The sequence below is a fragment of the Lutimonas halocynthiae genome, from assembly GCF_030409835.1.
In the GTDB taxonomy this organism is placed as follows: domain Bacteria; phylum Bacteroidota; class Bacteroidia; order Flavobacteriales; family Flavobacteriaceae; genus Lutimonas; species Lutimonas halocynthiae.
Genome location: NZ_JAUFQO010000016.1, coordinates 769,451 through 785,682, shown reverse-complemented (window position 1 = coordinate 785,682; position 16,232 = coordinate 769,451). Strand labels below are relative to the sequence as shown.

Sequence of the window (16,232 nt, the reverse complement as noted above, 5' to 3'; positions counted from 1 at the left end):
GCATTATTTCGACAGACCGAAATTTCTTTGTCTTTTGGCTTCAAAAATAACAATTGCAGCGGAAACCGATACATTAAGTGAATCTATTTTTCCTTGCATAGGAATGATGATGTTTTTCTTTGCGTTTACCATCCATTGTTCGCTTAGCCCGGTAGCTTCTGTACCAACAACTATAGCTGAGGCTTTGGTATAATCCATTTGATGATATGGTAAACTCCTTTTGTCAAGTGCAGCGGCATAAATATTGATCTTTTTTTCCTTCAATAGGTCGAGTATTTCATCTGTACTGCCTTGGGCGATTTGATTCGTAAAGACGCAGCCTACACTTGAGCGAATAATATTTGGATTATAAAAATCCGTTTTAGGATTCGCAATGATAACGGCATCTAAGTTTGCTGCATCTGCCGTTCTCAATAAGGCGCCAATATTGCCAGGTTTTTCCGAAGCTTCGGCAATGAGCACCAAACAATCATTCTTAAGTTCTAAACCCCTAAGAGATAATTCTTTTGATTCAGCCACAGCTACGACACCTTCAGTGGTTTTTCGATGTGCGATCTTCTGGTAGACTTGAATAGATATTCTTATTAATACAGGCGGTTCCTTTTGGTCAGTAGCGATGATTAATTGATCAATTTCATTTTTTGAAATGATGTCTTCACAAAATAATATTTGTTTCAATTTATAAGCACCTTCAATTGCTAATTTAATCTCACGCTGACCTTCAATAACGAACAAACCCAGCTTTTTTCTTGTTCTGGATTTTTCCTGTAATTGAACAATCTCCTTTACGAGGTCATTTTGCAGGCTTGAGATTTCTTTGATCATATATAATAGTATCTAATTGAAATGAATCAATTCTTATTGCTTATTCTGAGGCTTGAGAATATTTGTCCATATATCGCTTCCAAAGTTTAGTTTGATGCGTTTCTAAACTGATGTCACGACCATCTATATAAGCTTTGACGATGATATTGCCATTCATTTCAAGTGCATTACCTTCACTGATAAACAATGTCGCACTCTTTCCTTTTTCAAGAGAACCATATTGCTGCCCTATTCCTAGAATGCTTGCCGTATTTAAAGTTATAAGCTGTAATGCCTCCTCAAACGTAAGCCCGTATCCTGTGGTTATGCCCGCATAAAACGGAAGGTTGCGGGAATTCATTCTTTCCATTTGCCCACTGTTTTCAAGTCCTACTAAGATATCGTTTTCAACTAAGGTCACTGCATTTTTATAGGGAAGGTCATAATCATCATCTTCATTAAGAGGGAGAGACTGTGTTCGTCTGAGAAGTACAGCAACATTTTCCTTTTTGATCAGATCAATTGTTTTGTATGCTTCATCCGCACCTACCAAAACAATTTGATCAAGCCCCAACGATTTCATAAGGGTTATGGCATCAATTATTCCTTTTTGTCTTTTGACATGAACATAAACTTTTTGTATACCGTCAAAAATACCTTTAGAGGCTTGAAAAGGAAGGTGTTCTTTACTCGACTCATTCTTAGTGTAGGCTTTAGCATTTAACAAGAAGTGCTTTAACTCATTTACCTGTTTAAGGTAATCCTCGTTTGCCTCTGAGATTACAACCTGACCAAATGACTCATATTTACTTTTATAGGTTTGTGGCCAATTGATGTGAATTCCATCATCTACTTTGATGGCTGCGTCTTCCCAGTTCCACGCATCTAACTGAACCAAAGAGGAGGTTCCCGAAATACGACCACCTCTTGGTGTTATCTGAGCTAATAACACCCCATTGGGCCGCATACTTTCTACCACCTTAGATTCTGCATTATACGCAATGAGACTTCTAATATGAGGTAACATACTTCCAATCTCATCAGCATCTATTGTTGCTCTTACAGCATCAATTTCCCCTAAGCCTAAAGTCGAATTAGGAATGATAAATCCTGGGTAGAGATGTTTGCCTTTCGCATCTATAACGATGCCCTGCGGTGTAATTTCCGAAGCGGCTCCTATTTCTTTGATCAGCCCGTTTTCAAAAATGAGAGTTGCTTCTTTAATAAGATTGCCATTACCAATATGCGCTGTAGCGCCTACGATACTTATAAGTTCTTTTTGGGCGCCGGCTGGGGTCTGTTGAGCGTTTGCTGTAAATGAGCAAAAAACAAGAATCATTATTGATTTTATATAACTATTTTTCATAATTGCTTTTTAAAAATCAACTGTGTCGCAGTGATTGATTCTACTTTCTTTTTTCTTAGCCTTTTGCGTGTCGCTGCCTTCTTTTTTTTCTGTTAGCATCAAACTGATTAATTTGTTTTTTTCTACCTTCATCTTTTTACGCATTTCTAAGTCATTTTGAAGATCAAAATAAACACGCCCTTCAATTAAAGTTTTCTCAGCTTTTGACGTAATTGATAAGGGATGGCCTGTCCAGAGTACAAGATCTGCATCTTTCCCCACTTTAATACTTCCAACTCTATCTTCAATATGAAGGAGCTTGGCAGGGTTAAGTGTGATAAATTTCCAGGCATCTTCTTCGCTAACACCTCCATATTTCATCGATTTAGCCGCTTCTTGATTTAACCTTCTGCTCATCTCAGCATCATCAGAATTGATCGCAGTTATAACTCCTTGACTGTGCATGATAGCCGCATTGTAAGGAATGGCATCATTGACTTCATATTTATAAGCCCACCAATCACTAAAAGTAGAACCACCGGCACCGTGTAATTTCATTTTGTCGGCAACCTTATAACCCTCTAAGATATGCGTGAAAGTATTTACATTAAAGTTAAATTGTTCAGCAACTTTCATCAACATGTTGATCTCACTTTGTACGTATGAATGACAAGAAATAAAACGCTCTCGATTGAGTATTTCAGCAAGCACTTCCATTTCGATATCTTTTCTATATGCTATCCCTGATTTTTTGATTTTATCATACTCTTTGGCCCTTTGAAAATAATCTACATACAACTGTTCAACTCCCATTCGTGTCTGGGGAAATCTTGAATAGCTGCCCCAATTAGATTGTTTGACGTTTTCGCCCAAGGCGAATTTGATGAATTTTGGCGCTTCTTGATCAATCAATCCTTCAGTAGTCTCACCCCATTTTAATTTGATGATTGCTGATCTTCCTCCTATAGGATTTGCAGAACCATGAAGAATTTGTGCCTGGGTAACGCCACCAGCTAAATTTCTGTAAATGTTAATGTCTTCAAAATTGAGGGCATCGCTCATGCTTACTTCAGCAGTAGAATTCTGACCTGATTCATTGGTCGAAATAGTGGCGATATGAGAATGCTCATCTATGATCCCTGAGGTCAGGTGTTTTCCGGTTCCATCTATTTCTTCTGCTTTTCCAGGTTTAAGGTTTTTACCAATCTTACTTATTTTACCATCCTTAACCAAGACATCTGTATTGTCAAGAATGCCTTCGTTTTCATTTGTCCAAACAGTTACGTTTTTAAATAAAATTGATTGCTGTTCCGGAGGCGTGTCAAATCCATAAGCATTATTCGGAAAGGTAACAGGAGACAAATAAGGAGCTTTAGGTTCTTCAGTTTTCTTTTTTAGCGTATCCGCTTTTTTCTCAGAGACTGTCCAGACATTTTTAATTCCATTACTATTCACAGCTGTTCCTTGAATGGTTTCAGGGGCTTCAATTAAAGCCAGGAGTCTGTTGAATTCTTTTGGATCCTTATTTGTTTCAAGATGGATACTTAACCAGTTATTTTTGAAACTTGATTTATTGCTGATAGCTTTGTCATCTGATTTTATGGTAATCTTAGGTTTTGAAACTGAGTTTTCAATGCTCAATTCATATTCCTTTTGATCTAATTTAAAAGTGTACTTACCATCAATATTGAGTTGATCCAATGAGTTGATTACAAAGGGTTCTCCTTGCACCCAATTTTCATAAATAATGGTTTTTTCATTAAAGAGATCACCCGAAGTAATGATAAAATTAGCATAAGCGCCTTTGTTCAAATGCCCCAATTTATCAGTCTTATTCAGAATCTTTGCGGGTACAGTTGTTAATGCAGCTAGAGCGGTTTTTTTATCCAAGCCATATTTAATACTCTTTAAAATATGTTTTTTGAAATCTGACACTGATTTTAAACCATAAGATGAGAAGGCAAAAGAAACACCATTGCTGGCCATAACGCCGGGGTTGGCAGGTGCCTGGTTCCAATCTCGCATATCACTAAGATTTATGTATTCGGTCTCAAACGGATTTTCAACATCGAATGGTTTAGGGAAATTTAGCGGAAGAATATAGGTCGCATTTGTGGCTTTAATATTGTCGATTAATTCATATTCATTACCACCGCCAAATAGTACATATTCTAATCCGAATTCCTGCGCTATTTGATGTGCTCTAAGAGCATTTCTTTTTTTACCGGCATAGAATATTTGCCTTTGTGATTTGTTATTATTAAGCGCTTCTAAAGACAAATCTGTTGTGCTTACAGATCCTTGCGCATACCAGGACGCATCGAGATAAGTCTGTCTTAGCAGTGCCATACTGCCCATTAATGAATTCGGGTAAGACTGTTTTGAAAACTTACTTTTATCAAAAGAAAGGTATTGCACAGATTTCGAAGATAGAATTCGTTCATTATTGGTTCTCTTCGTGTTCAAAGCTACCAGAACGCCAGTTCCTCTAATAATTCCCTGTAGGTCATGCGTGTTCACCACACCAAATCCTTCCTTTAATAATTCAGCTGCTTTTTTATCATCAAATTCAAATGCGTTGATAGCTGCTTTTTCAGGCATTATGTGTTCGTTCCAATAATACCCTTGTCGCTTGCTGTCATATTGAACAGCGCTTGATTTATTTGAATCCGCTTTTGGTGATGTTATACCGAAGTCTGTGTATACATCAATAAAAGAAGGGTATATACTTTTACCTTTTAGGTCAATAATTACGGCATTCTTAGGAATACTAATATTTTGACCTGAGTTAACTACTTTACCTTTTTGGATTAACAGACTCCCCTTTTCAATAATATTATCAGGGTCTAAATAAATTGTGGCATTTGTAAAAACGATATGGTTTTGATTATCTGTTTTAACACCATCGTTTTTTGGAAAATATTCTTGGGCCGTGAGCCCCATGGTGCACATCAAAAAGATAAGCATGTAAAGGTTTTTCATATAAATAGAATATGGAATTGTACAACCAAATGTATCAATTAAAATTTAATGGATAAGATTTGTCAAAAGAAATGACCAGGCCCATAATTTGATTATAGCTTTCTAATCCATCTTTATGTTGGTTATATTTAAGGTAGTTGTCATAAAAAATTTTGAAAAGCGGTTCAAACGGATTTTCATATTGCTTCCAGAATATGTCTGACTCACGCATATTTTTCAAAACACCTTTAGGTATTCTTTTCAGATAAGTATCAAACAATTCTTTATTATATCTTCGGATATCCAGTAAGGCATATCGCAAGACCAGAAGATAAGCAGCATATTGAAAATAAGGATCTTTATGGTAGGTGCCTGCTAAGAATCCAAGAAAATTGGCTTCACTTTCAGATGCAATTCCAAGCTGATGCGCCACTTCATGTGAGCAGGTAAAGGGTAAATTAATTTTTGGAATTAAATGATCTACCTGAGCCTCTCCTGATAAGGGATTAAAATATCCGGAAAAACCCATATAGGTAAGCGGAAGACTAAATAGCGATTTTTTAATAGATGGCCTGTTATAAGCTAATTGAGGAAAATCTTGACTTAGCTCATCATAACCAATTTTTGTAAGTTCAAGAATTTTGTGCTTAGAATAGTTTATTTCTACTTGTAAGGTGTCATGACCCGACAAGCTTTTTTGTAAGCTACTCGTTTTAAAGAGTATTTTTTCTGTAATCAATTCAAGCTGTTCAATATCGAAAGACTCTTCTTCAAGAGAAAAACTTTTTGATATCGGGCTCCTGGAATAGTTTAAGCCCCAAAATAAATAGAAGCAAAAATAAAAAACAGAGGCGCCCGCAAGAAACTGTAGTAACAGATTTTTTCGTTTCTGGCCTTTTGGCATGATCAATTTATAAAGGAAGCGCAATATTAGAAATATCAGAACTCCATAAATTATATCGCCAATTGAAAACGGAACCCAGCCCGTAATAAATCTCAAGATACTTGCAATCACAGGGTATAATCCATTCACATAGAACCTGTCAATGAACTCAGGATAATTAGAAAGCAAAGCCACTATTCCAATCTGGAAAAAAAGGAAAACGGATAATAGAATATTTCTTTTTTCTTTATACATTGCAGGCAATTATTCTGAACAAAAGAACAAATTATTAACAACAATTACAATTTACTTTTTGTATAGTTTGAGAATATAATTTGAATTCAGAAATTGCTAAAGAATTGCAAACTAATTTATTAAGTTTTTGAGAATACAAGGAGTTCAGTAAACAGCTCATCGCCCAATTTTTAGAATCGCGTTATTGCACAGACTTTATTAACAAGGATTCTACTGTTAACAATAATTGTTAACTTTAAATAGGCTTTAAGAAGCGGTTTGCACTGCTAAACATTTACATTTGCCACATGGAATCAGCAAAGTCAGTATCATATAATAACAAAGGAAAAGGGACCATAATAAACCTTGAACAAGGCAAGATCCCGCCACAGGCGTTAGATCTTGAAGAGGCTGTTCTTGGTGCTATGATGATCGATAAGAAAGGTGTTGATGATGTTATTGATATTATACACGCAGATGCATTTTATAAACCTGCACACCAGTTTATTTATAATGCTATTTTTAGTCTTTTTGAAAATTCTGAACCAATTGATTTACTCACAGTTTCGAATCAATTAAAAAAAGATGAAAAACTAGAAGCTGTTGGTGGTGACTTTTATTTGATTAACCTAAGTCAGAAAGTTTCTTCAGCAGCCCATATAGAATTCCATGCAAGAATTATCCTTCAAAAATATATACAGCGCAGGCTGATAACGATTTCAAGTGAAATCATTACCAATTCATATGATGAGACAGTTGATGTCTTTGATTTATTAGATGAAGCTGAAACTAAACTTTTTGATATTACTCAAGGTAATTTGAAAAAAAGTTCTGAAGCAGCCCACAATCTTGTAACGCAGGCATTGAAGAAGATAGAAGAAATTTCTAATCAGGAAGGAATGAGTGGCGTCGCAACAGGTTTCAGCAAGCTTGATCAGCTCACTTCAGGTTGGCAGCCTTCAGATCTTGTGATTTTAGCTGCAAGACCTGGTATGGGTAAAACTGCTTTTGTGATGTCAATGGCTAAAAATATGGCTATAGATTTTGATATTCCTGTTGCCATATTTTCGTTGGAGATGTCGTCGGTGCAGCTTATAACAAGAATGATTTCAAGTGAAACAGGAATTTCTTCTGAAAAGCTAAGAAAAGGAAATCTTGAAACCTATGAATGGGAGGCATTAAATGTGAAGGTTAAAAAATTATCTGACGCTCCAATTTTTATTGATGATACACCGTCTCTTTCTGTATTTGACCTTAGAGCTAAAGCCAGAAGATTGGTTTCTCAACACAACGTTAGGTGTGTTATTATTGACTACCTTCAGCTCATGACAGCAGGTTCATCAACAAAGAGTTCAGGAAATCGTGAACAAGAGATTTCTACAATTTCCAGGAATTTAAAAGCTTTAGCAAAGGAATTAAGTGTTCCTGTAATTGCACTATCTCAACTTTCGAGGGCTGTGGAAACAAGGGGAGGTAGTAAACGACCTTTGCTTTCTGACCTTAGGGAATCTGGAGCGATCGAACAGGATGCTGATATTGTATCATTCATTTATAGACCTGAATATTATGGCCTCACTGAGTGGGATGATGATGAGAGAACCCCATGCGACGGCCAGGCAGAATTTATTGTTGCAAAACACCGTAATGGTGGTTTAGAAAATATCAGGATGAAATTTATTGGCAGACTTGCCAAGTTTGCAAATCTTGATGAAGGTTTTGAGACAGAGTTCCAATCTTCAATGAATGCCGGGCAGGTTTCACCAAGTAATTTTACAAGCGCCAATGATGCATTTGGTAATATGGACAAGGATGATGACGTTCCATTTTAATAATAGAAATTAAAATCTCCATGTTTAGTAGGAATAGACTTCAAATGCGTCAATTTTTTTACTGTTTATTGCTTTTCCTGTTTGTTACGCCTTCCTTTGCATCTTATTTGTTAATTCCAATGGATGATTCCTCACAAAAGAATCATTTAAAGGCTTATGGAATTACGTATCAATCATTACTTCAAGGGAAAAAGGTACAATGGCTTCTAAATTATAGAGGCGGATCTTTTCTATTAGAGAATCAAGAAGATTTTAGGCGAGAATGCACGATAAGAGGTGTTTCATTTGAAATAGTTTCAGAGACTGAGGCGGTTAAAATATTGGAATTTATCGCCAGCCCATCTCAAAACATGGAGGCTGTTGTTTTGGAAAAAGCGCCAAAAATTGCGGTTTATTCTCCAAAAGATAAGCAACCCTGGGATGATGCCGTAACAATGGTGTTACAATATGCAGAGATTCCTTATGAAGTAGTATACGATGAGGAGGTACTATCTGATAAGTTATTATTATATGAATGGTTGCATTTACATCATGAAGATTTTACAGGTCAATACGGAAAGTTTTATGGAGCGTTTAGAACAGCTCCCTGGTATATTGAATCAAAGGTGAATGCAGAAAAGCGAGCCGTTGATATGGGTTATGCAAAAGTTTCCCAACAAAAATTAAATGTGGCGCTAAAAATCAGAGATTATGTTTTTGGGGGAGGTTTTATGTTTGCCATGTGCTCGGCTACCGATAGTTTTGATATCGCTTTGGCGGCAGAAGGTGTGGATATTTGCGAAGTGATGTTTGATGGAGATCCGTCTGAAAGAGCCTATCAGGATAAGATAGTTTATGAACCAACTTTTGCTTTTAAAGATTTTATTCTTGAAAGGAACCCTGTTGTGTATGAGTTTTCTAATATTGATACAACAAGGAAAAGAAAAGTGCTTAAATCAGAAGATTATTTTGAATTGAAGGAGTATTCTGCAAAATGGGATATGGTTCCGAGTATGCTCTGCCAGAATCACACTTTACTAGTCAAAGGCTTTATGGGGCAAACCACTGCTTTTGAATCAGCTTTGGTAAAACCAACAGTGATGGTGTTGGGTCAGAATAATGCCAATGGGGAAGCAAGATATATCCATGGTGTGAAAGGAAAGGGTATGTTTACTTTTTTTGGAGGACATGATCCTGAAGATTACCAACACAGAGTAGGGGACCCAAAAACAGAATTGGATTTGCATCCCAACTCACCTGGTTACAGACTGATTTTAAATAATGTTCTTTTTCCGGCAGCACGAAAGAAAAAGCAAAAAACATAAAATAGTCCTGATTAATAAATATCTTTTTTTAAATTTATTTTAAGCTAAAATTCCGAATATATGACCTCTATAAATAAGTTTGTAAATGCATCTGGTGGTAAGTTTTTATTATTGGGTTTGATTGCAATCTATGTTATTAGGCTTATAGTGAATCAAATGATGGGTTTGATGCCGCAAGACGCCTATTATTATTTTTATAGCGAGCACCTGGCATTATCTTATTTTGATCATCCGCCAATGGTGGCTTATATGCTCAAAGCTTTTAGTTTTATTTTTGGCAAAAGTGTTGCTGCAGTAAAACTGACTGATTTTATTGTCACCTTATTTTCATTTATAGGTTTTTATTATTTAAGCAGCTTTTTCTTATCTAAAAACAGAACCATTCGGTCTTTAGTATTATATGGATCTACTTTGTTGGTCACGGTCATATCAATTAATACAACCCCTGATGTTCCGTTACTGTTTTTTTGGACCATGTCATTGATCGTCATGTATAAGGCGCTATTTGAAAACAAGATAAGGTACTGGATTCTAGCCGGAATATTAATAGGCCTGTCCTTTAATAGCAAATACACCGCCGTTTTTCTTCTGTTTGGCTTGATCACGTTTCTTGTTTTTTCTAAAAATCATCGACATTTTTTATTTTCAAAGGAGTTGTTCTTAACCTTAGTCTTTTTTGCAATTACCATTGCACCCATTTTCATCTGGAATATTGAAAATGACTGGATGTCATTTAAATTTCAAGGCTCTGAAAGGGCCTCTTCAATTTCCAAGTTCCAAATTGTACCGAAGTTCTTCTTTGGAAATTTAGCGACTCAATTAATGCTTTTATTACCAGTATTATTTACTGCAATGTTATTTGTGTTTTTTAAGCTTGGGAAAAGAATAAAAAAGACTTACAAAATACCTGATGACAAAACGCTGTTTCTACTATCATTCTCGCTACCCATTATTTTGTTCTTTTTTGCTATTTCTACTTTTTATTGGGTAAAGCTTAATTGGATAATGCCCGCTTACATCACTGCTATTGTATTAGTCGCTAGGTATATAAGTTATAAAATGCTGAGGTATCAGGTTGTTTTGTCCTTGATTTTTCACACGCTTCTTTTTGTTCAAATTGTTTTTTATCCTGTTAATGTTAAGTCTGATGATACTTGGTTTGGCTGGGAAGAATTGTCGGTTGAAGTTGAAAAAATCAGTCAGCAATATCCCGATAGTTTTATTTTTTCCAATGATGGTTATAAGACTTCAGCCGTGCTTAATTTTTATTTAGATCAAGAAGTCTATTCAGGTAATGTGATTGGCGCACATGGCTTACAGTTTTCAGTTGTTCATGATGATTTGACTATGTTAAAAGGTAAGAATGCCATTTTCATCGATTCCGATCGACGCTTTAAGAACCTGGATAAATCAACCAAGGCACCTGATCAACTCGAGAATTATTTCGAAGAAATCCATCAATTAGAACCAATTCTAATTACAAATAAAAAGGGAAAGACTTTGAGGAAATATTTGGTTTATCAATGTGTAAAATACAAGTAAAGAAAGAACATTTTAGTTCATTGTTCTTTTGAGGCTTTGACCTTATTCCAAATAAGGTTTTTTATTTATCAGGTATCGATCGAAAGTCCTGTTCAAATATTTTTAATTGATGTTAATGACTTAACCTTAGATTCAAGTACAAAAAAAAACCGGTTCCTATTGAAAGAAACCGGTGTCTGTTTGTTTTAAAAAATAAGCTTATTTGGTCTCGATCCATTTACGAGCATTGACAAAAGCCTCTATCCAAGGGCTTACTTCATCATTTCTGTTTTCAGGATAATTGGCCCAGTTCCATTGGAAAATAGAGCGCTCAATATGTGGCATCATTACAAGATGACGTCCGTCATCACTTGCCATCATAGCTGTGTTAAAGTCAGAGCCATTTGGATTTGCAGGATAGCCTTCATAGCCATATTTTGCTATAATATTATATTTAGACTCTTCATAAGGAAAGCTGAATTTACCCTCTCCATGCGACATCCAAACACCTAATGTAAGTCCTTCTAAACTTGATAGCATCACAGAATTGTTTTCCTGAATCTTTACCGAAGTAAAACCACTTTCATGTTTGTACGAATCATTATGCAGCATTTTAGGCTTAGCCATATGATCAGGATTGATCATTTCTAATTCAATAAACAATTGACACCCATTACAGATACCAACAGATAAAGTATCTTCTCTATCAAAGAATTTTTTCAATGTTTTATTAGCGGTTTCGTTATATAAGAAAGCGCCTGCCCAGCCTTTAGCGGAACCTAAAACATCAGAATTAGAAAAGCCACCCACAGCGCCAATAAACTGAATGTCTTCCAGCGTTTCTCTTCCACTAATAAGATCAGTCATGTGAACATCCTTGACGTCAAATCCAGCCAAATACATGGCGTTGGCCATTTCTCTTTCACTATTTGAGCCTTTCTCTCTGATCACAGCAGCCTTAGGTCTTGCTTTTTCGGTATCAATGACTGGTAGTTTCCCGGAATAATTTTCAGGGAAGATATAGTTTAAAGGCTGATACTTATAATTATTAAATCGGTCTTCTGCCAAATTATTAGCAGTTTGCTCTTTATCTAACAGGTATGAAGTTGTATACCAATAATCTCTATAAGTGGCAATATCAAAGCTGAGATCAAAATTAGTAATCTCAAGCGTATCGCTTGCTAAAGCAGTTCCTATTTCAATATACGAAACAGCTTCGCGATTCAAAATTTCTTCAACAGCAGATGAACCATTAGATTGGATAATGACACCACTCTTTTCTGAAAAGAGCACCTTAGCCATGTCAGTTTCATTCAGCTTGCTGAGGTCAATTTTGGCCCCAAGGTTGTTTTCTGCGAAGCACATTTCAAGCAAGGTAGTAAGCATGCCACCCGCAGAGATATCGTGCCCGGCTAACAACAAATTCTTATTAATTAGTTCTTGAACCGCATTAAAGCAAGCCTTGAAGTAGGCAGGATCTTTAATATCTGGGGTCTCAGATCCAACGGCATTTCTAATCTGTGCAAAACTTGATCCACCTAAATGAAATTCATCTTGAGAAAAATCTAAATAGTAAATTTTGTTATTTTGAGCTGAACTGAACACAGGTTCAATCACGTTTTGGATATCCGAACATTCACCAGCTGCCGAAATGATAACGGTTCCAGGAGCAATAACTTCTTCATCCTGGTATTTTTGTTTCATTGAAAGCGAATCTTTTCCTGTAGGAACATTTATTCCAAGGGCGATAGAAAAGTCTGATACGGCTTCCACTGCATTGTATAGCCTGGCATCTTCACCTTCATTTCGGCAAGGCCACATCCAGTTGGCAGATAGAGAAACCGACTTTAGCCCTTCCTTCAAAGGAGCCCATACGATATTAGTTAATGACTCTGCTATAGCGTTTTTTGAACCGGCTCTTTCATCAATTAAAGAACTTGCTACAGCATGTCCTATTGAAGTGGCAATCCCGCTCTGGCCTTGAAAGTCAAGTGCCATAACCCCAACATCATTAAGCGGTAATTGCAGCGATCCGGCACATTGCTGTTTGGCAACTTTACCACCTACACAGCGGTCAACCTTATTGGTTAGCCAGTCTTTACATGCTACGGCTTCTAATTGTAGTACATTTTTTGCGTCTTCGTATACCTGCGCCACGTTGTACTCCAAAGCAGCATATTTACGATTAAGGCTACGATCTGTCATAATCGTTTGGGGTGAACTCCCGAACATATCAGCTAAGTCAAAGTCCATGGGTTTACTGCCATTTTTTTCAGATTTAAAAGTAAATCTGAAATTATCAGTAACTTTCCCTACATCATAAATTGGTGATCTTTCTCTGTCAGCAATCCTGTGTAAATAGTCTAAATCTCTTCCATTGATTACCAAGCCCATTCTTTCTTGAGACTCGTTTCCTATGATTTCTTTGGATGACAAAGTTTTGTCACCCACAGGTAAGGCATCAAGGTCAATTAAACCTCCTGTATCTTCAACAAGTTCTGATAAGCAATTAAGATGCCCCCCGGCACCATGATCGTGAATCGATACGATCTTGTTTACTTCTCCTTCAACCATGCCTCGAATGGTATTCGCTACTCTTTTTTGCATTTCAGGATTTGATCTCTGAACCGCATTAAGCGTAATGGCTGTGTTAAATTCTCCGGTATCTGCGGATGAAACAGCTGCGCCACCCATACCGATTCGGTAGTTATCTCCACCCAATAGAATGATATTGTCTCCCTTTTTAGGTTTGTCTTTTAAACTATCGTCTTCCTTTCCATAGCCTATTCCTCCGGCCAGCATGATCACTTTATCAAAACCGAGTTTTCTCTCATGCTCTTCGTGTTCAAATGTATATAAGGAACCTGAGATCAAAGGTTGTCCAAATTTATTTCCAAAATCGGATGCACCATTAGAAGCCTTTATCAATAATTCAATTGGAGTTTGATATAGCCATTTTCTTTCTGTCATATTCTCCCAAGACCTGTTTTTTGAAAGTCTTGAATAAGGAGTCATGTAAACCGCTGTTCCAGCCAGGGGTAAAGAACCTTTTCCTCCAGCAAGTCTGTCACGTATTTCACCACCAGATCCTGTTGCAGCCCCATTAAAAGGCTCAACTGTGGTTGGAAAATTATGTGTCTCCGCTTTTAATGAAATGACGGATTTAATTTTTTTATTCTGGTAATAATCAGGTTTGTCAGATGTTTTAGGAGCAAATTGTTCGATTACCGGTCCTTCTATAAAAGCCACATTGTCTTTGTAGGCAGAAACAATCGTGTTGGGATTTTCAATTGAAGTCTTTTTAATCATTTTAAAAAGAGAATCAGCTTGCTCTTTTCCATCAATAACAAAAGTTCCATTGAAAATTTTATGTCGACAATGTTCTGAGTTTACTTGTGAAAATCCAAAGATTTCTGAATCGGTTAATTTCCTTCCCAGCTTGAGCGCAAGGTCGTCTAAATAAGTTATTTCCTCTTTATTCAATGCCAAACCTTCAGCCTTGTTATACGCTGCAATGTCATTTATTTCTTTAATCTCTTCCGGGCTCAAGTCAACTGTAAACAATTCTTGATCGAGTTGTTTGTAGTGATGCTGTATCATTGGGTCAAAAACAGGCGCTTCTTCTGAAGTCTTAAAGAATTCTTCAATTCTCAATATACCTGAAATACCCATATTTTGAGTTATCTCAACAGCATTGGTACTCCAAGGGCTAATCATTTCTTTTCTAGGTCCGATAAAACTACCCTCGATAGAAATTTCATTTAGTTTTTCTGCATTACCAAAAAGCCAGGTTAATTTCCCAATGTCCTTCTCATCAATTTTTGAAGGTGATGAGACTGCAAATACTGTTTGATTCTGGGTAAAAAAGTAGATCATTTGACTGGTTTTATCTTAAGATTTTGAAAAGTGCAAATTTAATCAATTGCCCTTGTAAAATAACAGTCAATGTTAATAATATCAATAAAATGTTGAAGGAATTAGCGCACTATCCGCTCTAAATTGAACAGAATGTGATTTATTCCAAATTGGCGTATTAAAATCTAATGTACTCTTAAGCGTTCTTTTCTAGTAAGGCCATGTAAAAACCATCAAAACCTGATGCGGCAGGAGATACTTTTTTATCTTTCGCCAGCCTGAAATCTGTATGATTTTTTAAAAATGCTTTCACTTGATTTTCGTTTTCAGATGGAAGAATCGAACAGGTTGCATAGACCATTTTTCCTCCAGGTTTCACCATAGAAGCGTATTGATCAAGAATTTCAGCCTGTGTTTTTCTGATACGGTCTAGAAAATCTGCATTGAGTTTCCATTTGGAGTCGGGGTTTCTTTTTAAAACACCAATACCGCTGCAGGGTGCATCGATCAGTACACGATCGGCTTTTCCTTTAAATTTCTTAATTGACTTAGTCCCTTCAATTGGCCTTGTCTCAATATTATGTGCGCCGTCTCTTTTTGCTCTTTTCTTTAGTTCAGCAAGCTTGTGAGCATAAATGTCCATGGCAATGATTTGACCTTTGTTTTCCATCAAAGATGCCAAATGCAATGTTTTACCGCCTGCTCCGGCACATGTGTCAATCACTTTTTGCCCTGGTTTTACATCTAAAAATGGTGCGACAAGTTGAGAGGAAGCATCTTGTACTTCAAATAACCCCTTTTTAAAAGCATCAGTCAGAAATACATTTTTTCGCTCAACGAGCATTAAAGCATGAGGAATATTCGCTACTTCTTCAGTTTCGATTTCTTCCGCTCGCAATAAATTTTGAAGTTCTTTTCTAGTTGTTTTTAAGCTATTGACACGGAGAATTACTCTTGCCTGTTTATTCAATTCAACTAGTTCTTCATCCCATTTTTTGCCAAGTTCGGCGTAGCCTACTTCATCCATCCAATCTGGAATTGATTCTCTAAATTTCCGGTCACTCTGCAATTCGTCAAATTTACCTTTTATCCTTCTGGTAGGCGTCCCTTCAAAATATTTCCAATCAGGCAGTGTAATACCTTTTAATGTTGCCCAAACAGCGAAGTTTTTGAATAAATTATCTCGTGTATAATGCCCTTTAGATCCAGCAATCTCATTATACAGACGTTTCCATCTTACCATATCATAGGTGGTCTCGGCTATAAATTTTCTATCTCTGGCTCCCCATCTTTTATCAAGCTTCAGGGTTTTTTGCACCACTTTATCGGCGTATTCTTTTTCGTTATATATAAGGTCAAGTGCCTGAATGACGGCAAATACTAAATTTCTATGTAAACGCATTAGTAAATGATTTTTAGGCCGCAAAGGTAGTTAAATAATGAACAGGTCAATATAGGCTGTTCTCGAATAAAGTGAAAAAACAGTACTGATTTTT

At 36.4% G+C, this 16,232-nt stretch carries 9 protein-coding genes; 3 read left to right on the top strand and 6 right to left on the bottom strand.

The window, feature by feature from the left end:
* Window positions 1–3: 3 nt before the first annotated feature.
* The 4 genes from QWY87_RS16580 to QWY87_RS16565 are packed head-to-tail and all read right to left on the bottom strand — an operon-like array spanning window position 4 to window position 6,248.
* Entirely contained in the window at window positions 4–825 is an 822-nt protein-coding gene (locus QWY87_RS16580; protein WP_290293320.1) for a TrmH family RNA methyltransferase, read from the bottom strand.
* 40 nt (window positions 826–865) lie between these two features.
* The gene (locus tag QWY87_RS16575) at window positions 866–2,170 is read right to left on the bottom strand and encodes an amidohydrolase family protein (RefSeq protein WP_290293318.1); all 1,305 of its coding nucleotides are present in this window, start codon (window positions 2,168–2,170) and stop codon (window positions 866–868) included.
* A 9-nt stretch (window positions 2,171–2,179) separates the two neighbouring features.
* A complete protein-coding gene (locus tag QWY87_RS16570; protein ID WP_290293315.1) occupies window positions 2,180–5,131 on the bottom strand; it encodes an amidohydrolase family protein in 2,952 nt (983 codons plus the stop codon).
* A 34-nt stretch (window positions 5,132–5,165) separates the two neighbouring features.
* On the bottom strand, window positions 5,166–6,248 hold the full coding sequence (locus QWY87_RS16565; RefSeq protein WP_290293313.1) for a DUF3810 domain-containing protein: 1,083 nt from the start codon (window positions 6,246–6,248) through the stop codon (window positions 5,166–5,168).
* 287 nt (window positions 6,249–6,535) lie between these two features.
* On the opposite strand from QWY87_RS16565, the gene dnaB reads away from it, so the two are divergent.
* The 3 genes from dnaB to QWY87_RS16550 are packed head-to-tail and all read left to right on the top strand — an operon-like array spanning window position 6,536 to window position 10,902.
* On the top strand, window positions 6,536–8,056 hold the full coding sequence (dnaB, locus tag QWY87_RS16560) for a replicative DNA helicase (RefSeq protein WP_290293310.1): 1,521 nt from the start codon (window positions 6,536–6,538) through the stop codon (window positions 8,054–8,056).
* A 44-nt stretch (window positions 8,057–8,100) separates the two neighbouring features.
* Window positions 8,101–9,360 carry an asparagine synthetase B gene (locus QWY87_RS16555; RefSeq protein WP_290293307.1) on the top strand — a complete coding sequence of 420 codons (1,260 nt, stop codon included), beginning with the start codon at window positions 8,101–8,103 and terminating at the stop codon, window positions 9,358–9,360.
* Window positions 9,361–9,420: 60 nt separating this feature from the next.
* Complete coding sequence (locus QWY87_RS16550; protein ID WP_290293305.1) at window positions 9,421–10,902, top strand: glycosyltransferase family 39 protein; 1,482 nt, start codon at window positions 9,421–9,423, stop codon at window positions 10,900–10,902.
* A gap of 198 nt (window positions 10,903–11,100) precedes the next feature.
* Here QWY87_RS16550 and purL read toward each other — a convergent pair whose 3' ends face one another.
* Both purL and QWY87_RS16540 read right to left on the bottom strand, forming a co-directional pair.
* A complete protein-coding gene (gene purL, locus QWY87_RS16545) occupies window positions 11,101–14,757 on the bottom strand; it encodes a phosphoribosylformylglycinamidine synthase (protein WP_290293303.1) in 3,657 nt (1,218 codons plus the stop codon).
* Window positions 14,758–14,932: 175 nt separating this feature from the next.
* Window positions 14,933–16,138: an RsmB/NOP family class I SAM-dependent RNA methyltransferase gene (locus QWY87_RS16540; RefSeq protein ID WP_290293301.1), complete on the bottom strand. Its 1,206-nt coding sequence runs from the start codon at window positions 16,136–16,138 to the stop codon at window positions 14,933–14,935.
* Window positions 16,139–16,232 lie beyond the last annotated feature (94 nt).